Below are 20,979 nucleotides of genomic sequence, written 5' to 3'. Positions count from 1 at the left end.
GCGGCTCCGCACATGAGGGGCAGCCTGTTCATAGCTTGGCGGCGGGGTCAAGATACCGCAATTCTAAACTGGCCTCTGTTAGCGCTCTACTATATATGCTTCCTTCGAAAAAACGGATCCCAAAAGTCTATTCGGAGTGAAGCCCATGAGCGATTGGCAAAAAACCAACTGGCGGGATAAACCGCGTATCCAGATGCCAGACTACATGGATCAGGATGTGCTGAACAGTGTCGAGGCACAGCTTGGGAAATACCCGCCGCTGGTCTTTGCCGGCGAAGCACGTCGTCTCAAGACCCAGTTGGGCGCGGCCGGTCGTGGCGAAGCCTTTCTGCTGCAAGGGGGCGACTGCGCCGAGAGCTTTGAGCAATTCAGCGCTGATGGGATTCGTGACACCTTCAAGGTGATGCTGCAAATGGCCATGGTGCTGACCTATGGCGCCAAGGTTCCGGTTGTCAAAGTCGGGCGCATGGCCGGACAATTCGCCAAGCCGCGCTCCGCTCCGACCGAAACCGTGAATGGCGTCGAGCTGCCCAGTTATCGTGGCGACATCATCAACGAGCTGGCCTTCACTGCCGAAGCGCGCATGCCCGACCCCAAGAAGATGCTGCAAGCCTATACGCAGGCCGCCGCAACGCTGAACCTGCTGCGCGCCTTCTCGACCGGTGGCTATGCCGACGTGCACCAGGTCCATGCCTGGACGCTTGGCTTTACCGAGAGCGACAAGGCCGAGGCCTATCGCGAAATGGCCAAGCGGATCACCGACACGCTCGATTTCATGCGCGCCGCTGGCGTCACCACCGAAACCGCGCATACGCTGCAAACGGTTGAGTTCTACACCAGTCACGAAGGGCTGCTGCTGGAATATGAAGAGGCGCTGACCCGTCTGGATTCGACCTCGGGCAAGTGGCTGGCAGGCTCCGGCCATATGATCTGGATCGGCGACCGCACCCGTCAGCCCGACGGCGCACATGTGGAATTCTGCCGCGGTGTGCTGAACCCGATCGGGTTGAAATGTGGCCCCACCACAACGGCGGAGGATCTCAAGATCCTGATGCAAAAGCTGAACCCGCAGAACGAAGAAGGCAAGCTGACGTTGATCGCCCGTTTTGGTGCTGGCAAGGTCGGCGCGCATCTGCCCAACCTCATCAAAGCGGTGAAGGAAGAGGGCGCCAATGTCACCTGGGTCTGCGATCCGATGCATGGCAATACCATCAAATCGGCCACCGGCTACAAGACCCGGCCATTTGACTCGGTGTTGGGCGAGGTGCGCGACTTCTTTGGCGTGCATCAGGCCGAGGGCACCATTCCGGGCGGCGTGCATTTCGAGATGACCGGCCAGGACGTGACCGAATGCACCGGCGGCGTGCGCGACGTTACCGAAGAAGACCTGAGCGCGCGCTATCACACAGCCTGCGATCCGCGCCTGAATGCGGACCAATCGCTGGAGCTTGCCTTCCTGGTGGCAGAAGAGCTGTCCAACCTGCGCGGCGGCAGTGAAGCGCGCGAAGCGGTCTGATCCAGCATCGCAGCCTAGCCAAACACCGGCGGCCCGCATCATGCGGGCCGTTTTTTTATGGCGGCGACATTTTTATGGGGCGACAGGCGTGCAGACACAAAAAAGCGCCCGGGGCGTTCTACTCCCGGGCGACAGTCTTTCAACGTCTATGTCCAGTAGGTTGAAAGTTAATCGTATTCGTCGATAGTTCGACTAGAATTTTAATGATCAGTCGTGAGAAACCACCAGACGCAGGTGCGGTGCCGATTTGTTCAGCTTGCCGCCGCGCGGTGGGCGCGACACCAGGCTTTCGGCATCGTTGTTCACAACGGTTTCCAGACCAACAGGGCGGGACTTTTGATCCTGGCTCGACTGGGGCTCTTTGACGGGCGCGGGGGTGCGGGCCGATTTCAGCGCATCGGCGTTTTCGCGACGGGCCCGATCCAGCAAAGAGCGCGCTTCATCCAGCAGGCTGGTGGACTTGCGCTCGAACGCGGGGCGTGTCTCGGCAAAGCCCTCGGTGGCCGGCGCGGTCGGGCGCGGCGCGGCCTTGAATTCCGGTGTGCGGCGCTCGGGTTTTGCGGGGGCCTGTGCAGGGCCGACCCGACGCATATCGCAGGATTCGACGATGAAACGCTGCGACATCCGGCTGGCGGCGCCCGCTTCGGCGACCAATACGCCCAGCGCGCGGCTGACATCGCCCAGATCGCTGCGCAGGGGCAGCAGGATCATCCGGGCCGTGCGGCTGCCCCGCAGACGGGTGGCCGTGGTTTTCAGCTCGAATTCAACAATCGACGGCTCTTCGAACATATGCTCCAGCGCGGCGCTGACGTCTTTGCGGGCCTCGGCGGTAAAGAAGGCCGTCAGCGGCATGCCGCGCACTTCCATGCCGGCCAGTTCGTTGACCTTTTGGCCGGCCAGACGGAAACGGGCAATACCCGGGGCAACGCGTTCCAGAATGAATGTCTGGCTCAGGATATTCTCCAGCCCGCGTGGATCAATCTGCGACCGGCTAGGAATCTCGTCACCGCGACGAAGGGCGGACCAATAGGCCTCGGCCTGGCGCAACGGTGACACGTTGGAACGTGCACGAAAGCGATCCATTGCTACCACTTTGCTCACCCCTGTCTTTTCGTTTGCGCCGTCACGACCGCGAAAAATCATTGTCTTGCCCTCTAGCTGCATCCGGTTTCAGCACCAAACCCAGCAAGAGACCCTTGCCCAAGTGTTAACGCCGAAGTGGTTACCATGGAGTTAACATGACACAGTCTGACTCAAATTTGGACCAATAGTTTAATCAATGGTTAACACTTTCGGATAGCTCGCCTCTGCCATTGGTGCGAACCCTATCCCTCGGGCCATTGACCTCGCACCGTGCCCCTGTATGCAAGACAGAGGAGGGTCGCATATGACATTGCATTCCATGACAGGCTTTGCCTCCGGGCAAGGCAGCGCGGGGGACTATAGTTGGACCTGGGATATCCGGTCCGTCAATGCCAAGGGGCTCGATGTGCGCACGCGCACACCCGAATGGCTGGAAGGTCTTGAAACAGAACTGAAAAAAAGAACCTCCAAGGCGATCAGCCGGGGCAATGTCTCGATCAGTCTGCGGCTCAATCGCGCCGAGGAAAGCCGGGGCGAAATGCAGGTCAACGCGGCCGCCCTCAACGCGGTTCTGGCAGCCGTCAAGGCAACCGAGGAGCAGGCGGAGCAAGCGGGTCTGGTGCTTGCACCAATGCGCGCGACGGATCTTTTGGCGATGCGCGGCGTGCTGGAATTTGCCAGCGCCGAGCAAGATCCTGAACCGCTGGTTAAGACGCTCCTATCCGAATTCGACTCACTTTTGGCCGCGTTTGTTAACATGCGCCAAAGCGAGGGGCAGGCCCTCTCTGAGGTGTTGAGCAGCCAGCTTTCGCGGATCAGTGAGCTCTGTACGATCGCCGCCCAGCGCGCGGAGGACCGTTTGCCGCAGATAGAGCAGAGCCTGCGCGGCAATCTCGCCCGGATCCTGCAAAACAGCGAGGGCGCCGACAGCGACCGCGTGGCGCAGGAACTGGCAATGCTCGCCGTCAAGGCGGATGTCACCGAAGAACTGGACCGGCTCGCGGCCCATGTCAAAGCGGCGCAGCGCCTTTTACAGGCCGGCGGCCCGGTCGGGCGCAAGCTCGATTTCCTGATGCAGGAATTCAACCGCGAGGCCAATACGCTCTGTTCCAAAGCCCAGAACGCGGCCTTGACCGACGTGGGATTGGAACTCAAAACCATAATCGACCAGATGCGAGAGCAGGTCCAGAACATCGAATAGAGGAGGGGCCCTGTGATGGCACCACAACAGGCAAACCGCCGCGGTCTTCTTATTATCCTGTCTTCGCCCTCTGGCGCGGGGAAATCCACCCTGGCCAAGCGGCTGCGCGCCTGGGACAGCGATATCCGCTTTTCCGTCTCCGCCACCACCCGCGCACCGCGCCCGGGCGAGGTGAACGGGCAGGATTACCACTTTGTCTCTGTCGAGGCATTCAAACATGATGTCTCCAACGGCGACATGCTGGAGCACGCCCATGTGTTCGGCAATTTCTACGGCTCGCCCAAGGGGCCGGTGCAGGACGCGATCAACGCGGGCCAGGACGTGCTGTTTGACATCGACTGGCAAGGCGCCCAGCAGATCACCAACTCCGATCTTGGCAAACATACGCTGTCGATCTTCTTGCTGCCGCCGTCGATCACCGAGTTGCGCCGACGGCTGGAGGGCCGCGGCCAGGATGATGCCGATACCATCGGCCGCCGCATGGAGAAAAGCTGGGACGAGATTTCCCACTGGGGCTCCTATGATCATGTGCTGATCAATGAGGACCTGGATGAAACCGAAGAGAATCTGAAAACCATCATCAAGGCCACGCGCCTGCGTCGTATTCAGCAGCCCGCGCTGATCGAGCACGCGCGCAATCTGCAACAGGAATTCGAGGAGCTGCAATGACACTCTATGCGCTAGGAGACCACCGCCCGCAGATCCACCCCGACACCTGGGTCGCGCCGGACGCCAATCTGATTGGCCAGGTGGTGCTGGAGGAGGGGGCCTCGGTCTGGTTCGGCGTCACCATCCGCGCCGATCACGAGGAAATCCGCGTTGGCCGTGGCTCCAACGTGCAGGAAAACGTGGTCATGCATATCGACGCAGGTTATCCGCTCAGCATCGGCGAGAATTGCACCATCGGCCACAAGGTCATGCTGCATGGCTGCACCATCGGCGAAAACTCCCTGATCGGCATGGGGGCGACGATCCTGAATGGCGCCACCATTGGCAAAAACTGTCTGATCGGGGCGGGCGCGCTGATCACCGAGAATAAGGTCATTCCTGATAATTCTCTGGTCATGGGCGCCCCGGGCAAGGTGGTACGCGAGGTTGATGCGGCGCTGGAAGCCAAGCTCGCCGCCAGCGCGCTGCACTATCAGGAGAACATGCGCCGCTTTCGTGCAGAGCTGACACCGCTCTGATCCACCCCTAGGCCCGTCGCGCGACAGCACGGATAGGTTGCGCCATCCACAAACCGCCACAACTGCCACGTTCCGGTTACATTCACCGTCTAAGACCACTGGACCATTAAACCGGCATACGAACGGAAGCGAGACACGATATATGACGCAGGAACTGGTGGAGGGTGTGCTGGCAGCGATTCCGTTGCCGGCCGTGATGGTCGACCAAACCGAACGCTTTATTGCCACCAATCTGGAAGGCGCGACCCTGCTCGGCGCGCAGATCATTGGCCGTCACTTTGCCACCATCCTGCGCCAGCCCAGCGTGACGGCAGCGATCGAAGCCTGCCTTGTGGATCGTAAACCGCGTGTCGCGCGCCATCTGTCCAATGACGGGGCGCAGGACACCACCTTTGAGGTCAACCTGCGCTATGTGCCCGGCGTCGGCGCGGTCAACGGCGGCGCGGTGCTGATCTGTTTTTCCGATATCACCGACCGCGAACAGGCCGGTCAGATGCGGCGCGATTTTGTCGCCAATGTCAGCCACGAGCTGCGCACGCCGCTGACCGCGCTGATGGGATTTATCGAAACCCTGCGCGGCGCGGCGCGCAATGATGCCGATGCCCGCGACCGGTTCCTGAACATCATGGAGGGCGAAGCCAGCCGGATGAATCGTCTGGTGGGCGATCTTCTGTCGCTGAACCGGGTCGAAAGCGAAGAGCGCGTGCGCCCCAAGGAGCGGATCGACCTGGTCGAACATTTGCAATCCACCATCAAATCCCTGTCGACCCTGGCCGAGTCCAGCGGCACCGCATTGACGTTGGACGCGCCCTCCATGCCGGTGGAGATTCCCGCCGATCCCGACCAGATCCAGCAGGTCTTTGTGAACCTCATCGAGAACGCGCTGAAATACGGCGGCAGCGAAGTCACCGTATCGCTGACGGTCCTGGACCGCGATCCCGCACTGCGGGGCCCGGCGGTGCGGGTGCAGGTGATCGACAACGGCCCCGGCATCGACCCGGTGCATCTGCCGCGTCTGACAGAGCGCTTTTATCGCGCCGACAATCACCGCTCGCGAGAGCTCGGCGGCACCGGCCTTGGGCTCGCGATCGTGAAACATATCATCAACCGCCACCGTGGCCGGCTGCGGGTCGAAAGCGATCTGGGGCAGGGCGCGACCTTCACCGTGATCCTGCCACAGTGATGCGCCTGCGGCTGGCGTCCCGGCCTCGCCCGACCTTCGCGCCAGGCCGTCCGTTCTGAGCAAACCCCGCACCACGCCTCGCCTGTTCTACCAACCCAGGTGGGGCCAGGGTGCTGTCATGCCCGGTTAAGGGTTTGATCGCCGAGCGGCGGAAACCTCCCGCAATTCCCCGAAAAAACCGCAAATTGACCGTAAGGAATTGGCGTTTTTTTCGATCTGCCCCGGCAACTGTCATATAACCGTTACATAGCTGTCACAAAAGCCACATCGAGACCTTCTAGACGGGGGCCAAGATCATCTTGGGGGTGATCGTAAACTTCTTAAACTCATGGAGACGTGAATGTCCTTTGTGAAACTGACCGCATCGACCCTGGCGATTGCCGCCGTGTCTGCCACCGCCGCTGCTGCTCGTGATCAGGTGCAGGTCGCTGGTTCGTCCACCGTTCTGCCCTATGCTTCGATCGTTGCCGAAGCCTTTGGCGAAAACTTCGACTTCCCGACTCCGGTTGTTGAATCCGGCGGCTCCTCCGCTGGCCTGAAGCGTTTCTGCGAAGGTGTTGGCGAAAACACCATCGACATCGCAAACGCTTCCCGCGCTATCAAAGACAAAGAGATCAAAGCCTGCGCCGACGCCGGCGTGACCGACATCATGGAAGTCCGTATCGGCTATGATGGCATCGTCTTTGCCTCCGACATCAACGGCAACCATTTCGAATTCACCCCGTCCGACTGGTTCCTGGCCCTGTCCGACGAAGTGCTGGTTGACGGCAAAATGGTCGCCAACCCGAACAAAAACTGGCACGAAGTGAACGCGAACTTCCCGGAACAGCCGATCCAGGCCTTCATCCCGGGCACCAAACACGGCACCCGCGAAGTGTTTGAAGAGAAAGTGATCCTGGCTGGCTGTGAAGCCACCGGCGCATTTGACGTTCTGCTGGAAGCCGCAGAAGGCGACAGCGACAAAGCCAAGAAAAAAGCAGCTGAAAAAGCCTGCATCGGCCTGCGCACCGATGGCGTTTCCGTGGACATCGACGGCGACTACACCGAGACCCTGGCCCGCATCGAATCCAACAAGGATGGCCTCGGCGTCTTTGGTCTGGCCTTCTACGAAAACAACACCGACAAGCTGCAAGTTGCGACCATGTCCGGCGTTGTGCCCTCCACCGAATCCATCGCGACCGGTGAATACCCTGTGTCCCGCCCGCTGTTCTTCTACGTGAAGAAAGCCCACATCGGCGTGATCCCGGGCCTGAAAGAATATGCTGAGTTCTTCGTCTCCGACGAAGTTGCAGGCCCCGATGGCCCGCTGGCAGCATACGGTCTGGTCTCCGACCCGGAGCTGGCCAAAACCCAAGAGGCAGTCGCTGCCGAAACCACCATGGGCGGCAACTCCTAAGCTCCCCGTGCAAGGTTGATCTGGCCGGGGTGGGTGATCCGCCCCGGCCTTTCGTTTGAATTTCTCTCACTTCGCACCGTCGAACGGAGCTTTTGATGCCCACCATTTGGCTTGTCCTTGTCCTGATCGCCCTGTCGATCACCGGGTTTTTCCTCGGTCGTCATCGCGCGTTGGCCTCTGCCAACGGCAATTCGAAGGACCTTCATTCGTTGCCCGTCTACTACGGCAACAACGTGGCGCTGACCGCCCTTGTGCCGGCGCTGGTGGTTATGGCCATCTGGTCGATGGCCCAGCCGCTTATTATTGACTCGCGCGTCTCCAGCATGATCCCGGAGAGCGCAATCGACGAAGGCTCCACCCGTGGTCTGGTCATGAGTGACGTTCGCCGCGTGGCCGAAGGTCTGAACATCGCCGTCGCCGAAGGCGCCATGACCCGCGAACAGGCCCATGACCTGCGCAGCGGTTTTTCCGATATTCGCGGCCGTCTGGGCGAAGTTGGCGTGGCACTCGGTTCCGAAGTGCGCCCCGAGGTGCTCCGCGCCGCGCAGCGCTATCGTCAGGCCTCCTCGACCGGCAACCTGGCGATGACCATCGTGGTGGCTCTGACCGCGCTCGCTGGCTTTGGTTGGTCCTACAGCCGCACCCACAAGGATTTCCGTGCCCGCAATGTGGTGGAACGCGGCATTCTGGCGCTCTTGATCATCGCGGCCTCGCTGGCGATCCTGACCACTGTCGGCATTGTGCTGTCGATGCTGTTTGAGACCCGGAACTTCTTTGGCCTGCATTCCTGGCGCGACTTCTTCTTTGGTGGCACCTGGGCGCCGAACTTCCGGGGCGACTCGGAACTCTCGTTCCTGCCGCTTCTGTGGGGCACGCTTTATATCTCTGTGATCGCCTTGCTGGTTGCCGTACCGGTTGGCCTCTTTGCCGCGATCTATCTTTCCGAATACGCGGGCAAGGCAACCCGCGCCATCGCCAAGCCGCTGCTGGAAATCCTGGCCGGTATTCCCACCATTGTTTACGGTCTCTTTGCGCTGCTGACCGTCGGCCCGGCGCTGGTGCGCTTCTTTGGGCAGGGCGAAAACGGCATTCTTGGCGTGGAATGGATGAGCGGTGCGACCTCGGTTCTGACCGCGGGCGTGGTGATGGGCGTCATGCTGATCCCATTTGTGTCCTCGCTCTCTGATGACATCATCAACTCCGTGCCGCAGGCGATGCGTGATGGCTCGCTCGGGCTTGGTGCCACCAAATCCGAAACCGTGCGTCAGGTGGTTATGCCCGCCGCGCTGCCCGGCATCGTCGGCGCCATCCTGCTGGCCGCCTCCCGGGCGATCGGTGAAACCATGATCGTGGTGATGGGGGCAGGGGCGATCGCCAAGTTCTCGCTCAACCCGCTCGACTCGATGACCACGATCACCACCCGTATCGTCAGCCAGCTGACCGGCGACACCGATTTCGCCAGCCCCGAAACCCTGGTGGCCTTTGCCCTCGGACTGACCCTCTTTGTCCTGACACTCGGCCTCAACGTGCTCGCGCTCTACATCGTGCGCAAATACCGGGAGCAATATGAATAATGACCGATATCCGCTCAACCTCCGATGCTGGAGACGCCCCCATGCCGAAGAAACACGGCAACTCGCTTCTTGAACTCACCGACCGGACCAAACGGCGCAATGCGGCCGAAACCCGGTTCAAAGCCTACGGGATCGCGGCCATCGCCATCGGTCTGCTGATGCTGGTGATCCTGATCACGACCATCGTTGGCAAGGGCGTCGGTGCCTTCCAGCAGACCTTTGTCACGCTCAATGTGGAGCTTCTGGAAAACAAGCTCGACAAGAACGGCAACCGCAATCTGGACGACATCAAGAAGGTGACAACCTTTGGCTATGCACCAATCATTCGCGGTGCGATCGAGGCGAAGGTCAAAGAGCTTGGCATTGAAACGCCGCTCAAATCCAAGGACATGGCGCAATTGCTGTCCAAGGATGCCGCCGCACAGCTGCGCGAATATGTGCTCGCCCATCCCGACGAGATCGGCAAGACGGTGGAATTCCGCTTTCTCGCCCAGAGCCGGGTTGATGGCTACCTCAAGGGCCGTGTCAGCCGCGACAGCATTGGCAACGACAAGAATATCTCAGCCGCGCAGCTCGATCTGGTCGATGCGCTGGTCAAGGTCGGCGTGATCAAGAAGACCTTCAACAGCGCCTTTATCTTTGGCTCTGACGCCTCTGATGCGCGCCCCGAAGCCGCCGGCATGGGGGTCTCCATGGTGGGATCGCTCTTCATGATGCTGGTGGTTCTGGCACTGGCGCTACCGATCGGCGTTGCTGCTTCCATCTACCTGGAGGAATTCGCACCGCAGAATTGGCTGACCGACATTATTGAGGTCAATATTGCCAACCTCGCGGCGGTTCCGTCGATCGTCTTTGGTATCCTCGGGCTTGCGGTCTTCATCAACTATATGCATCTTCCGACCTCGGCGCCGCTGGTGGGCGGACTGGTGCTGACACTGATGACGCTGCCGACCATCATCATCTCCACCCGGGCCTCGCTGAAGGCGGTTCCGCCGTCGATCCGCGATGCAGCGCTGGGGGTAGGGGCCTCGAAAATGCAAGCGGTGTTCCATCACGTGCTGCCGCTGGCCGCACCGGGGATCCTGACCGGCACCATCATCGGCCTGGCCCAGGCGCTTGGTGAAACCGCGCCGCTCCTGCTGATCGGCATGGTGGGCTTCATCGCCTCCAACGCGCCCGACAGCGTCGCCTCAGGCCTCTTGGATCCGAACTCCGCCATGCCCGCCCAGATCTATGAATGGGCAAAACGCGCCGACCCGGCATTTTACGAACGCGCCTGGGGCGGTATCATCATCCTGTTGGTCTTCCTGATCACCATGAACACCCTGGCCGTGATCTTGCGCCGCCGCTTTGAACGCCGCTGGTAAGAAGGGCAATTGACATGAACGATATGACAGTAGTGGATAACACCGTGGAAACTCAAAGCATCAAGATCGCCGCAAAGGACGTCAACGTCTACTATGGCGAGGCCCACGCGATCAAAGACGTCAACGTCGAGATCGAAGACAAGACCGTGACCGCCTTTATCGGTCCCTCCGGCTGCGGCAAATCCACATTCCTGCGCTGCCTCAACCGGATGAACGACACCATCGACATCTGCCGGGTGACCGGGGATATCCTGCTCGACGGCGAGGACATCTACGACAAGCGCGTCGACCCCGTGCAGCTGCGTGCGCAGGTTGGCATGGTGTTTCAGAAACCGAACCCGTTCCCGAAGTCGATCTATGACAATGTCGCCTATGGGCCGCGCATTCACGGGCTTGCCAAGAACAAGGCAGAACTCGATGAAATCGTTGAAAAATCCCTGCGCCGCGGCGCAATCTGGGACGAGGTCAAAGACCGTCTCGACAAGCCCGGAACCGGTCTGTCGGGGGGCCAGCAGCAGCGTCTGTGCATCGCCCGCGCTGTCGCAACCGAGCCCGAAGTGCTGCTGATGGACGAACCCTGTTCGGCGCTGGACCCCATCGCCACCGCCCAGGTGGAAGAGCTGATTGACGAGCTGCGCAAGAGCTACTCGGTGGTGATCGTGACCCACTCGATGCAGCAGGCCGCCCGGGTCAGCCAGAAAACCGCCTTTTTCCACCTTGGCAATCTTGTGGAATTCGGACCCACTGGTCACATCTTCACCAATCCCGAAGATCCGCGCACCGAAAGCTACATCACCGGCCGTATCGGCTAAGGCAGAGAGAAAGTCTCATGGAAGAACAACATATTGCATCCGCCTTTGACCGGGATCTGGAGGGCATCCAGGCCCGTATCATGAAGATGGGCGGGCTGGTCGAAGCCTCCATCAAGGACGCCGCCCGAGCCCTGGAAACCCGCGACGAGGAACTGGCCGCACGGGTCATCAAGGATGACCTCGCGATTGACGGCCTCGAAGAGCTGATCAACGAAGACGCCGCCCGCGTCATCGCCATTCGCGCTCCGGCAGCGGTGGATCTGCGGGTGATCCTCAGCGTGATCAAGATCTCCGGCAACCTGGAACGCATCGGCGACTACGCCAAGAACATGGCCAAGCGGACCAGCGTTCTGGCTCAGAGCCCGGCCGTCGCTGACAGCGCCGCCGCTGTGCGTCGCATGGCGCGTGAGGTGGAACTGATGCTCAAGGACGCGCTTGACAGCTACATCCAGCGCGACGCCGAGCTGGCACAGGTCATCATCGAACGCGACCGCGATGTTGACCAGATGTACAACGCGCTGTTCCGCGAATTCCTGACCCATATGATGGAAGATCCGCGCAACATCTCGCCCTGTATGCATCTGCATTTCATCGCAAAAAACGTGGAACGCATGGGCGATCATGTCACGTCGATCGCCGAGCAGGTGATCTATCTGGTGACCGGCGACAAACCCGACGAGGACCGCGCCAAGGCGGACACCACCTCGACCACGGCGCAGGGGATCTAAGACATGGCAGCCGATCAGCCAACAGTTCTGGTCGTCGAGGACGAACTGGCGCAGCGCGAAGTGCTGTCCTATAATCTCGAAGCCGATGGGTTCCGGGTGATCAAGGCCGAGAACGGCGAAGAGGCGCTGCTCCTCGTGGATGAGGACATGCCAGATATCATCGTTCTGGACTGGATGATGCCCAATCTTACCGGGATCGAAGTCTGCCGACGCCTGAAGACCCGCACCGAAACCCGGGGCATTCCGATTATCATGCTCTCGGCCCGGTCAGAGGAGGTGGACAAGGTCCGCGGCCTAGAAACCGGCGCCGATGACTATGTGGTCAAACCCTATTCGGTGATTGAGCTGATGGCGCGGGTGCGCACCCAGCTGCGCCGCGTCCGGCCCGCCACGGTGGGGATGCGGCTGGAATTCGACGACATCATTCTGGATTCCGAGACCCACAAGGTCAGCCGCGCGGAGCATTCGCTGAAACTCGGCCCGACAGAGTTTCGTCTGTTGTCCACCTTCATGGAAAAACCCGGCCGGGTCTGGAGCCGCGAGCAGCTCCTGGATCGGGTCTGGGGCCGCGATATCTATGTCGATACCCGCACGGTGGATGTTCATATCGGGCGCCTGCGCAAGGCGCTGACCCAGCACGGCGGCAATGATCCGGTTCGCACGGTCCGCGGCGCAGGCTACGCGCTCGGCTAACTTCCCAGTGACTTATTTGACGATTGAACGGCCCCGCATGCGGGGCCGTTTCATTGTGTTTCCAACGGATCAAAGCCTCCCAAATTTGCATTTTTGCAGGTTATGCGTCGATTCAATTCTCATAGACCTGCAAAATCACAATGATTTTCTCAGGATATCGCCAGATGGGCACAGTTCAGAGCGACCTTTTCTACCGCTCAATCCCTTAACGCGACGCATTCCTGCAAAACCTTCGTTGCGATTTTGCAAAAGCGTTCATTTTGCGGGGACACCAGAACAAAAACAAGGGACGCGCGAACTCTGTCAACATCGAGATCTTAACGGCATTCCTAACAGAGGCTTCGAAAACTACGCGGTTCTAAGCATTGCGACTAACACTAGTAAACTGCCACAGTATAGCTTTGCGCACTCTCTTGATTCAACACGGCATCTCAGCCATTGGTTTGCACAAATGCAGATCTACCATTTGACCCGTATATCGCGCCGAACTCAGGTGATTTTGCAAAGTACCCTGAAACCCTGGGGCAAAATGCGCCCGATATCGGGTTAACAAGCACAGCATGCATGCAAGCCAACGCCAAGAAAATAGAAGGTAGACTTGCGATATCGCAAGTCGCGATACAGCGATCACGCTCAGAGCCTTCCGATGGAACGCTCCAAAGCAGCTCTCAGCACTCAAGACCCATCCGCAAGCCGCCGGGTCATGATCTTTGAGGTGTGAGAGATTGAGCAAAGGGCATGCACGGCACCCTGGCATTTCTGTGTGAACTCACGCTGAAGCGCAATTTCTGCTTTTCTGTTTTACCTCAGCCGGTTCTGGATTTCCATCAGCCCGCTCTCGAAGACTTCGGCTGGTGTGCGGTAGCCGAGGCATTTCCGTGGTGTGGAGTTAAGGCGGTGGCAAATCGACCTCAAATATCGATTTGTCAGCGCCGTCGGCTCAGTTGATCGGGGCAGATAACGCCGCAGCCTGTTGTTCGTGTTTTCAATCGTGCCTTTCTGGTACGGCGCTTGTGGATCACAGAACCACGCGTCCGCACCGACGCCAGCCGTCAGGTGCCCCCAGGCCGAAAACTCGGTGCCTCGGTCAAAGGTGATCGACTGGCGTGCGTCGGCGGGCAGGGGAGCTAGGCCCTGGATCAACGCCTCCATGATCGGTTTGGACCGGCGATCCTCGTTGCGCATCACCACGGCATAGCGGCTGACGCGTTCGACCAGCGACGTTACGTTCACCTTCCCATACTCTTTGCGGAACATCATCAAATCGCGTTCCCAGTGGCCGAACTCGACGCCGTCCGCGATGCGCTCTGGTCTGTGTGACAGGCTTTGAATATCCAAGATATGCGTTCGGTTGTGTTTGCGATGTCCGCGCGGCCTGCGGCGCCTGCGATGCTCGGGAAGAAGACGATAGAATTGCGCGTCACGACCGTCCTTGGAATAGGCGAAACGGTAGATCGTCTCATGGCTCACGCGGATCGGATGGCGTTCGAGCCGCATACGACCTGCGATCTGCTCCGGTGACCATCCAGCCTTGAGCCGATCTTAGACGGCGGCCTTGAGTTCGGGATGCACGATCATCTTGCGATGAATGGCGCGGCGTTTCTCATACATGTCCTGCGCATTCAGTGCGTAGTAGCCGTTCAGCTCCGGCAATTCCTTGTCGTCAAAGAAGTTGCGCTTCAGTTCCCGGTAGATCGTGGACGGCGCGCGGCCCAGCCGATCTGCAATCTCCGAGATCGGCATTCTCGCTTCACGCCACTTGGCAAGCTTCCGCCGGTCTTCCAAACTCAGGTGAGGGTAGCAACGTCCCATCCGCTATCCTCCATGCAACATTCTGTTTTGATACAGAATTTGCACTTCGGATGTGAATCCACCCAGGCTCCAATCTTCATCCCATAATCAGTATTATGTAAATATTACAGTTGCACAGGACTGGAGCCCATGCCATGCTTTTCCGTCACCTAAGCCACAAATGGCTTAGGCAAAAAGCTCATGCGCGAGTTCAAGCGCGTCGATCAGGCGATCAACTTCCGCCTTGGTGTTATACATGCCAAAGGATGCACGGCATGTCGCGGTCACGCCGAGATGATCCATCAACGGCCCCGCACAGTGATGACCGGCGCGCACTGCAACGCCTTTCTTGTCGAGAATGGTCGAGATGTCATGCGCATGCGCGGCACCATCCAGCGTCAGGCTGAAGATCGCGGCTTTGCCGGGTGCATGGCCCTGGATGTTCAACCAGTTCAGCCCCTTGAACCGCTCCGACGCATAGTCATGCAGATCCGCTTCATGTGCGGCGATCTGCGCCATGCCGATCTCCATCATATAGTCCAGCGCAACGCCGAGCCCGATGGTCTGCACGATCCCGGGCGTTCCGGCCTCAAACTTCATCGGCGGATCATTGTAGATCACGCTGTCCTTGCTGACCTCCTTGATCATGTCACCACCGCCAAGAAACGGTTGCATCTCCGCCATCCGCTCAGGTCGCACATAGATCGCACCGGAGCCTGACGGACCATAGAGCTTGTGCCCGGTGATCGCATAGAAGTCGCAACCGATATCCTGCACATCCACCGGCATGTGAACCGCGCCTTGTGAGCCATCCACCAGCACCGGAACGCCTTTGTCCTGGGCGCCACGGCAGATCTCTTTCACATCAACAACGGTGCCCAAGACGTTGGAACAATGAGTAACCGCGATCAGTTTCGTGCGCGGGCCGATCGCCTCCAGAACTTTTTGGGGATCAAGGCTGCCGTCTGGCTCGCAATCAATCCATTTCAGCACCACTCCCTGACGTTCACGCAGGAAATGCCAAGGTACGATATTGGCGTGATGCTCCATCACCGAAAGGATGATCTCATCCCCGGCCCTTAGCTGCGGCATCGCCCAGGCATAGGCCACCATGTTGATGCCCTCGGTAGTGCCGGAATTCAGGATGATGTGATCCTCATGCCCGGCATTCAAGAAACGTGCGATGATGCCGCGCACGCCTTCGTATTTCTCGGTCGCAAGGTTAGAAAGATAGTGCAAGCCACGGTGAACGTTAGAATATTCCTCTGCGTAGGCTTTGGTGATCGCATCAATCACCACCTGCGGTTTCTGCGCTGAGGCGCCATTGTCAAGATAGGTCAGCGGCTTGCCGTTGACCTCGCGCGCCAGGATCGGAAAGTCAGAGCGGATTTTTTCGACATCATACATTGGACGTCTCCAGTAGCGTGGGCACGAAGGGACCCATCAGGAACATCAAGGCGGTCATACTTGCAAGACCGGCCAGAACGACAACCCCAAGCGCGCGCGCCAGTGAGGTGAAGCCAAAGCTTTCTTTGGAGAAATGCGCGAGCACATAGAGACCATAGCACAGCGTCACCAGATTGAGCAGGATGGCCAGAGGCGGCATTAGGAAAAGAAGAGCAAAGGCAACAGCTTCGACGACGTTCTTTACAAGCCCTAGCCAAGTCAGAGCGGCAAACAGCGGCAAGAAAGCCGCGTGCCCGCCAAGACGATTGCCGATCAGGATGCAGGCAAAAGTATAGATAAGTTGCCCGCCGATCAGAAAAAGCCCGAACAACTTTGGGCTCAAGCCCGGAAACAGCGCATTGTCAGGGATGCCCAACAAGAAGCCCTGCCCGGCGTAAATCAACACGCCAAGCACGATATTCAATGCAAAGGCGCTCCAGATCACATCTGCGCTGAGGTTGAGCGCCAGAAACTTGCGCGCGGCATGTGCCGGGCTGGTGAGCGTCTCGACGGCGAGCGATTTGAAATCCATCAGCTTTTTCCCCAGTAGGCCTCAAGAATACCGGAGACCCAGAACCAGAGGAACACCGCAACCCAGAGGATGCCAACCGCATTCAGCGCAGGACTGGCACCGATAAAGCCAGCCACCAAACCGTAGAGAAGCAACAGCGGCGTTGCCGCGAGGAAGGCCCAGAACAGCGCTAACCGGGCCCGGAAGCCTTCGCCCTGCCCGCCCAAAACGCGGATGATCAGATGTGAAATAAAGGCCAAGGCATAAAGCGCCAACGGAGCAATCACGACGATCCCCAGGAGCGCACCGCCAAGAAGCATGTTCAGCTCTTGTCCGCTGAGATAGGCCTCGCGCGACAGACGCGGCATTTGCGCGATGAACATCAGCGCGCAACCCACCATGACAAAAGCCAAAAAACGATCTTCACGTTGGCCCATGGCAAGAAGCCGCGCAATCACCTTGCGCGGCCCCCGATAGGTCGCCGTGATGTCTGTGGTCACAGCCATGCTGACCTCAGCGCCGACGGGCGAGCCAGCCGTAAAGGCGGTCGTTGATGCTGGCTGCGATCTCGCTGTCGTCGATTTCCTCCACCGCTTCGGCAAGGAAAGCCAGCGTCATCAGATCGGTGGCCTCGCCAATCGGAACGCCACGAGAGCGCAGGTAGAAGAGCCCGTCCTCGTCAATCGCACCAGAGGTGGAGCCATGCGAGCAGGCCACGTCGTCGGCATAGATTTCGAGCTCTGGCTTGGCCAGGAACTGGCTGTCGTCGTCCAGCAGCAAAGACTGAGAAATTTGATATCCGTCAGTCTTTTGCGCGCCTTCCTTCACCAGGATCTTGCCCTGAAAAACGCCCGTCGCCCCGTTGCGCAGCACCTTCTTGAAAACCTGACGGCTTTCACAATTCACCGCGTCATGGGTGATGAAAACCGTGTCATCATGATGGAAGTCCCCGTCCCCGACGCAGGCGCCAGCCACATGGGCCATGGCATTGTCGCCGGTGAACTCGACCACCGCCTCGTTGCGGGTGAGAACGCCATTGACCGTCAGGGTGAAACTCTTGAATGCCGACTCCTCGCCCAGGTGCGCAAAGAGATGCGTCGCAGCGCGACGTTCGTGATCACGACCCTGAGCGCGCAGCAGATGCAAGGTCCCCTTGTCGGCGATGTCGATTTCCATCACCTTGTTAAAGCGCGCAGCGGCCGGTCCGTTTTCCAGGATTGTCGCCTCGGCGCCGCTGTCCACCTTGATCACGTGATGCAGGATCGCATCAGAGCTGTCATTCGCGTGCCGATAGGTCAGATTGATCGGTTTTGAGGGCGTGCCGGTCACATGGATCACAACACCATCAGTTGCAAATGCGGTGTTGAACGCCGCAAGGGGACGCTCCACCGGGGTCTGTCCACGCGCTTCAAGAACGCCGTACAGGTCTTTGACCCAATGGATATCTTTGCCCTGCACATCGGCGAGCCGCTCAATGCTGACCCCTTCAAGTGACAGATCATCCGACGCCTCGGCATCAAAGACACCATCAACAAAGACGATCTGAAGACGATCAAACTCGCTGAAGGCCGGCGTTTCATCGGTTTCGAACACTGCCGCCTTGGTCACATCGACCGAGATCAGCGTGTCCGGGCGGGTGTATTTCCAATATTCATCCCGACGATCCGGCAGGCCCATGCCCTGCACGCGCGACAACGCGGCACGGCGTGCGGGCTCCAGGCAGCCACCTTCGGGCAGAGTAACAGAGGCCAGTCGCGCCTCTGTCGTGGTTTGTTTCAACTCGGGAAGCGCCATTATGCCACCTCGGTGAGAATATCTGCATAGCCGTTGTGCTCGACCTCAAGCGCCAGCTCGGGGCCGCCGGTCTTGATGATCCGGCCGTTGGCCATGATGTGCACGACGTCGGGTTTGATATGGTCCAGCAGACGCTGGTAGTGGGTGATCACCAGGAAGCCGCGGCCCTCATCGCGCAGCGCATTCACGCCATCGGCGACCAGTTTCATCGCATCCACATCAAGGCCGGAGTCGGTCTCGTCCAGGATGCACATTTTGGGTTCCAGCATCGCCATTTGCAGGATCTCGTTGCGCTTCTTCTCGCCGCCGGAGAAACCGACATTGACCGGGCGCTTCAGCATCTCGGCGTCGATTTTCAGCGTCTTGGCCTTTTCACGCACCACTTTCAGGAAGTCGGAGGCAGAGAGTTCTTCCTCGCCACGTGCCTTGCGCTGCGAATTCACCGCGGTGCGCAGGAAGGTCATATTGCCAACGCCGGGGATTTCGACCGGGTATTGGAACGCCAGGAAGATACCAAGTGCTGCGCGCTCTTCGGGTTCCAGCTCCAGCAGCTCCTCGCCACCCAGCGTTGCGGAGCCTTCGGTGACCTCATAACCATCCTTGCCCGAGAGCACATAGGACAGGGTCGATTTGCCAGAGCCGTTCGGCCCCATGATCGCATGCACCTTGCCAGCCTCGACAGTCAGGTTCACACCCTTGAGGATCTGCTTGTCCTCATCTTCAAGTTTCACGTGCAGGTTTTTGATTTCGAGCATTTTTTCCTCGTCTCATATCTAGTGGAGCAGCTGCCCCATGTTCCTTTGCCCCGAAGGGCGAATATCCTAACCGATCACCACGGCGGTGCCGCTGGCGGAGACCATCAGCATCGACTGGCCGACAACCTCGTAATCCAGATCCACGCCAACCACCGCATTGGCCCCGAGCGCGCGGGCGCGCTCTTCGAGCTCGTGCAGCGCGGTTTCGCGGGCATCTTGCAGCTTGCTTTCATAGGCGCCGGAGCGGCCACCGACGATATCGGTGATGGAGGCAAAAACATCGCGGACCACATTCGCCCCCATGATCGCCTCGCCCACGACGATGCCTTTGTAGTCGGCGATCTGATAGCCTTCGACGGTATTCGTTGTGGTGATGATCATGGGCGTGTCTCCTTTGCGTTTTTGCCAGGGGCCTGCCATTAGCCCACAGAACCTTCCAGCGAAATCGCAACGAGCTGCTGGGCTTCCATCGCGAACTCCATCGGCAGCGCTTGCAGCACGTCCTTGCAGAAGCCGTTCACCACCAGAGCGACCGCCTCTTCCTCGTCCATGCCACGCTGGCGGCAGTAGAACAATTGATCGTCGTCCACCTTGGAGGTGGTCGCCTCATGTTCCACGCGGGAGGAATTGTTCTTCACCTCGATATAGGGCACCGTGTGCGCGCCGCATTTATCGCCGATCAGCAAGCTGTCGCATTGGGTATAGTTGCGCGAATTCTTCGCTTTGGGGTGCATCGACACAAGGCCACGATAGGTGTTCTGCGCCTTGCCGGCCGAAATCCCCTTGGAGACGATGCGCGACTTGGTATTCTTGCCGAGATGGATCATCTTGGTGCCGGTGTCGGCCTGTTGCATATTGTTGGCGATGGCGATCGAGTAGAATTCGCCCTGGCTCTCGTTGCCACGCAGGATGCAGGAGGGATATTTCCAGGTCACGGCAGAGCCGGTTTCGACTTGCGTCCACATCACCTTGGCGCGGTCGCCCCGGCAATCGGCACGTTTGGTCACGAAGTTATAGATGCCGCCCTTGCCGTTTTCATCACCGGGATACCAGTTCTGAACGGTGGAGTATTTCACCTCGGCATCTTCTTCTATGATGATCTCGACTACGGCGGCATGCAGCTGCGCGGTGTCGCGTTGCGGCGCGGTACAGCCTTCCAGGTAGCTGACATAACTGCCTTTATCGGCAATAATCAGCGTGCGTTCGAACTGACCGGTGTTTTCCGCGTTGATGCGGAAATAGGTGCTCAGCTCCATCGGGCAGCGCACGCCCGGCGGCACATAAACGAAGGAGCCATCAGAGAACACGGCCGAGTTCAGCGTCGCATAGAAGTTGTCAGACGCGGGCACAACGGTGCCGAGGTATTTCTTGACCAGCTCGGGATGTTCGCGGATCGCTTCCGAGATGGAACAGAAAATCACGCCCGCTTTTTTCAGCTCGGCCTGAAAGGTGGTGCCGACGGAAACCGAGTCAAATACAGCATCCACGGCAACTTTGCGCTCTTCGGTCTGGGCCTCTTCGGCACCCTCTACGCCCGCAAGAATCATTTGTTCTTTCAACGGGATACCGAGCTTAGCATATGTATCGAGCAGCTTGGGATCGACCTCATCCAGCGACTTCGGCTTCACTTCCATGCTCTTGGGGCGGGCATAATAATACTGGTCCTGAAAGTCGATCTCGGGATAGTTCACCATCGCCCAGTTCGGCTCTTTCATGCCGGTCCAGCGCTCAAAGGCTTGCAGGCGCCATTCGGTCATCCACTCGGGCTCTTCGTTCTTGCTCGAGATCAGCCGCACGATATCCGGGTTCACGCCTTTGGGGGCGTATTCCATCTCGATATCGGTGTTCCAGCCGTATTTATAGGTGCTGACATCGCGAACGGCATCCACCGTTTCCTGATCAACGCCTTCCTTTGCTTCGAATTGGTCCAGAGCGGCCATTT

Annotated in this window: 19 protein-coding genes and 1 pseudogene; 11 read left to right on the top strand and 9 right to left on the bottom strand. The window is 59.2% G+C overall.

The window, feature by feature from the left end:
• Positions 1–145 precede the first annotated feature (145 nt).
• Positions 146–1,516, top strand: a complete 1,371-nt coding sequence (locus tag HCZ87_RS02480; RefSeq protein WP_167642189.1) for a class II 3-deoxy-7-phosphoheptulonate synthase — start codon at positions 146–148, stop codon at positions 1,514–1,516.
• Between the two features lie 207 nt (positions 1,517–1,723).
• Here HCZ87_RS02480 and HCZ87_RS02475 read toward each other — a convergent pair whose 3' ends face one another.
• Positions 1,724–2,659, bottom strand: a complete 936-nt coding sequence (locus HCZ87_RS02475) for a PAS domain-containing protein (RefSeq protein WP_167642188.1) — start codon at positions 2,657–2,659, stop codon at positions 1,724–1,726.
• A 244-nt stretch (positions 2,660–2,903) separates the two neighbouring features.
• Here HCZ87_RS02475 and HCZ87_RS02470 point away from each other — a divergent pair, with 244 nt between their 5' ends.
• The 10 genes from HCZ87_RS02470 to phoB all read left to right on the top strand — a co-directional run bounded on the left by HCZ87_RS02470 (position 2,904) and on the right by phoB (position 12,740).
• Positions 2,904–3,800 carry a YicC/YloC family endoribonuclease gene (locus tag HCZ87_RS02470; protein ID WP_167642187.1) on the top strand — a complete coding sequence of 299 codons (897 nt, stop codon included), beginning with the start codon at positions 2,904–2,906 and terminating at the stop codon, positions 3,798–3,800.
• Positions 3,801–3,815: 15 nt separating this feature from the next.
• Positions 3,816–4,469, top strand: a complete 654-nt coding sequence (gene gmk, locus HCZ87_RS02465) for a guanylate kinase (protein WP_167642186.1) — start codon at positions 3,816–3,818, stop codon at positions 4,467–4,469.
• Positions 4,466–4,987 carry a gamma carbonic anhydrase family protein gene (locus HCZ87_RS02460; protein WP_167642185.1) on the top strand — a complete coding sequence of 174 codons (522 nt, stop codon included), beginning with the start codon at positions 4,466–4,468 and terminating at the stop codon, positions 4,985–4,987. Before gmk ends, HCZ87_RS02460 begins: the two co-directional genes overlap by 4 nt.
• 142 nt (positions 4,988–5,129) lie before the next feature.
• Positions 5,130–6,170 (top strand): ATP-binding protein, encoded by a 1,041-nt coding sequence (locus tag HCZ87_RS02455; RefSeq protein WP_167642184.1) that lies wholly within the window; start codon positions 5,130–5,132, stop codon positions 6,168–6,170.
• Between the two features lie 340 nt (positions 6,171–6,510).
• Complete coding sequence (locus HCZ87_RS02450; protein WP_167642183.1) at positions 6,511–7,566, top strand: substrate-binding domain-containing protein; 1,056 nt, start codon at positions 6,511–6,513, stop codon at positions 7,564–7,566.
• A gap of 95 nt (positions 7,567–7,661) precedes the next feature.
• Entirely contained in the window at positions 7,662–9,140 is a 1,479-nt protein-coding gene (gene pstC, locus HCZ87_RS02445) for a phosphate ABC transporter permease subunit PstC (RefSeq protein WP_167642182.1), read from the top strand.
• 41 nt (positions 9,141–9,181) lie between these two features.
• Entirely contained in the window at positions 9,182–10,507 is a 1,326-nt protein-coding gene (pstA, locus tag HCZ87_RS02440) for a phosphate ABC transporter permease PstA (protein WP_254868496.1), read from the top strand.
• A gap of 14 nt (positions 10,508–10,521) precedes the next feature.
• Entirely contained in the window at positions 10,522–11,319 is a 798-nt protein-coding gene (gene pstB, locus HCZ87_RS02435; RefSeq protein ID WP_167642180.1) for a phosphate ABC transporter ATP-binding protein PstB, read from the top strand.
• 17 nt (positions 11,320–11,336) lie between these two features.
• The gene (gene phoU / locus HCZ87_RS02430) at positions 11,337–12,047 is read left to right on the top strand and encodes a phosphate signaling complex protein PhoU (RefSeq protein ID WP_167642179.1); all 711 of its coding nucleotides are present in this window, start codon (positions 11,337–11,339) and stop codon (positions 12,045–12,047) included.
• A gap of 3 nt (positions 12,048–12,050) precedes the next feature.
• Positions 12,051–12,740: a phosphate regulon transcriptional regulator PhoB gene (phoB, locus tag HCZ87_RS02425; protein ID WP_167642178.1), complete on the top strand. Its 690-nt coding sequence runs from the start codon at positions 12,051–12,053 to the stop codon at positions 12,738–12,740.
• An 801-nt stretch (positions 12,741–13,541) separates the two neighbouring features.
• On the opposite strand, the pseudogene HCZ87_RS02420 reads toward phoB, so the two are convergent.
• The 8 genes and pseudogenes from HCZ87_RS02420 to sufB all read right to left on the bottom strand — a co-directional run bounded on the left by HCZ87_RS02420 (position 13,542) and on the right by sufB (position 20,977).
• Positions 13,542–14,552 (bottom strand): annotated as a pseudogene (locus HCZ87_RS02420) (IS30 family transposase).
• A gap of 165 nt (positions 14,553–14,717) precedes the next feature.
• Positions 14,718–15,938 (bottom strand): cysteine desulfurase, encoded by a 1,221-nt coding sequence (locus tag HCZ87_RS02415; RefSeq protein ID WP_167642177.1) that lies wholly within the window; start codon positions 15,936–15,938, stop codon positions 14,718–14,720.
• A complete protein-coding gene (locus HCZ87_RS02410) occupies positions 15,931–16,509 on the bottom strand; it encodes a YIP1 family protein (RefSeq protein ID WP_167642176.1) in 579 nt (192 codons plus the stop codon). The genes HCZ87_RS02415 and HCZ87_RS02410 overlap by 8 nt, the downstream gene beginning before the upstream one ends.
• A complete protein-coding gene (locus HCZ87_RS02405; protein ID WP_167642175.1) occupies positions 16,509–16,994 on the bottom strand; it encodes a YIP1 family protein in 486 nt (161 codons plus the stop codon). The genes HCZ87_RS02410 and HCZ87_RS02405 overlap by 1 nt, the downstream gene beginning before the upstream one ends.
• A gap of 7 nt (positions 16,995–17,001) precedes the next feature.
• Positions 17,002–18,282 carry a SufD family Fe-S cluster assembly protein gene (locus HCZ87_RS02400; RefSeq protein ID WP_167642174.1) on the bottom strand — a complete coding sequence of 427 codons (1,281 nt, stop codon included), beginning with the start codon at positions 18,280–18,282 and terminating at the stop codon, positions 17,002–17,004.
• On the bottom strand, positions 18,282–19,037 hold the full coding sequence (gene sufC, locus HCZ87_RS02395) for a Fe-S cluster assembly ATPase SufC (RefSeq protein ID WP_167642173.1): 756 nt from the start codon (positions 19,035–19,037) through the stop codon (positions 18,282–18,284). Before sufC ends, HCZ87_RS02400 begins: the two co-directional genes overlap by 1 nt.
• A 66-nt stretch (positions 19,038–19,103) precedes the next feature.
• Positions 19,104–19,418, bottom strand: coding sequence for a heavy metal-binding domain-containing protein (locus HCZ87_RS02390; RefSeq protein WP_167642172.1), 315 nt, complete (start codon positions 19,416–19,418; stop codon positions 19,104–19,106).
• 38 nt (positions 19,419–19,456) lie between these two features.
• On the bottom strand, positions 19,457–20,977 hold the full coding sequence (gene sufB, locus HCZ87_RS02385; RefSeq protein ID WP_167642171.1) for a Fe-S cluster assembly protein SufB: 1,521 nt from the start codon (positions 20,975–20,977) through the stop codon (positions 19,457–19,459).
• Positions 20,978–20,979: the final 2 nt, after the last annotated feature.

It is taken from the genome of Phaeobacter sp. HF9A (genome assembly GCF_011806385.1).
Classification (GTDB): domain Bacteria; phylum Pseudomonadota; class Alphaproteobacteria; order Rhodobacterales; family Rhodobacteraceae; genus Epibacterium.
The sequence above is the reverse complement of the archived record's forward strand: the minus strand, read 5'-3'. Positions and strand labels throughout refer to the sequence as shown.

Coding starts and splice junctions, on each gene's coding strand:
- HCZ87_RS02415 (WP_167642177.1), bottom strand. CDS start 15,938: ATGTATGATGTCGAAAAAATCCGCTCTGACTTTCCGATCCTGGCGCGC.
- sufB (WP_167642171.1), bottom strand. CDS start 20,977: ATGGCCGCTCTGGACCAATTCGAAGCAAAGGAAGGCGTTGATCAGGAA.
- sufC (WP_167642173.1), bottom strand. CDS start 19,037: ATGCTCGAAATCAAAAACCTGCACGTGAAACTTGAAGATGAGGACAAG.
- gmk (WP_167642186.1), top strand. CDS start 3,816: ATGGCACCACAACAGGCAAACCGCCGCGGTCTTCTTATTATCCTGTCT.
- HCZ87_RS02460 (WP_167642185.1), top strand. CDS start 4,466: ATGACACTCTATGCGCTAGGAGACCACCGCCCGCAGATCCACCCCGAC.
- HCZ87_RS02410 (WP_167642176.1), bottom strand. CDS start 16,509: ATGGATTTCAAATCGCTCGCCGTCGAGACGCTCACCAGCCCGGCACAT.
- HCZ87_RS02390 (WP_167642172.1), bottom strand. CDS start 19,418: ATGATCATCACCACAACGAATACCGTCGAAGGCTATCAGATCGCCGAC.
- pstA (WP_254868496.1), top strand. CDS start 9,182: ATGCCGAAGAAACACGGCAACTCGCTTCTTGAACTCACCGACCGGACC.
- HCZ87_RS02450 (WP_167642183.1), top strand. CDS start 6,511: ATGTCCTTTGTGAAACTGACCGCATCGACCCTGGCGATTGCCGCCGTG.
- HCZ87_RS02400 (WP_167642174.1), bottom strand. CDS start 18,282: ATGGCGCTTCCCGAGTTGAAACAAACCACGACAGAGGCGCGACTGGCC.
- HCZ87_RS02405 (WP_167642175.1), bottom strand. CDS start 16,994: ATGGCTGTGACCACAGACATCACGGCGACCTATCGGGGGCCGCGCAAG.
- phoB (WP_167642178.1), top strand. CDS start 12,051: ATGGCAGCCGATCAGCCAACAGTTCTGGTCGTCGAGGACGAACTGGCG.
- HCZ87_RS02480 (WP_167642189.1), top strand. CDS start 146: ATGAGCGATTGGCAAAAAACCAACTGGCGGGATAAACCGCGTATCCAG.
- pstC (WP_167642182.1), top strand. CDS start 7,662: ATGCCCACCATTTGGCTTGTCCTTGTCCTGATCGCCCTGTCGATCACC.
- HCZ87_RS02475 (WP_167642188.1), bottom strand. CDS start 2,659: ATGATTTTTCGCGGTCGTGACGGCGCAAACGAAAAGACAGGGGTGAGC.
- HCZ87_RS02455 (WP_167642184.1), top strand. CDS start 5,130: ATGACGCAGGAACTGGTGGAGGGTGTGCTGGCAGCGATTCCGTTGCCG.
- phoU (WP_167642179.1), top strand. CDS start 11,337: ATGGAAGAACAACATATTGCATCCGCCTTTGACCGGGATCTGGAGGGC.
- HCZ87_RS02470 (WP_167642187.1), top strand. CDS start 2,904: ATGACATTGCATTCCATGACAGGCTTTGCCTCCGGGCAAGGCAGCGCG.
- pstB (WP_167642180.1), top strand. CDS start 10,522: ATGAACGATATGACAGTAGTGGATAACACCGTGGAAACTCAAAGCATC.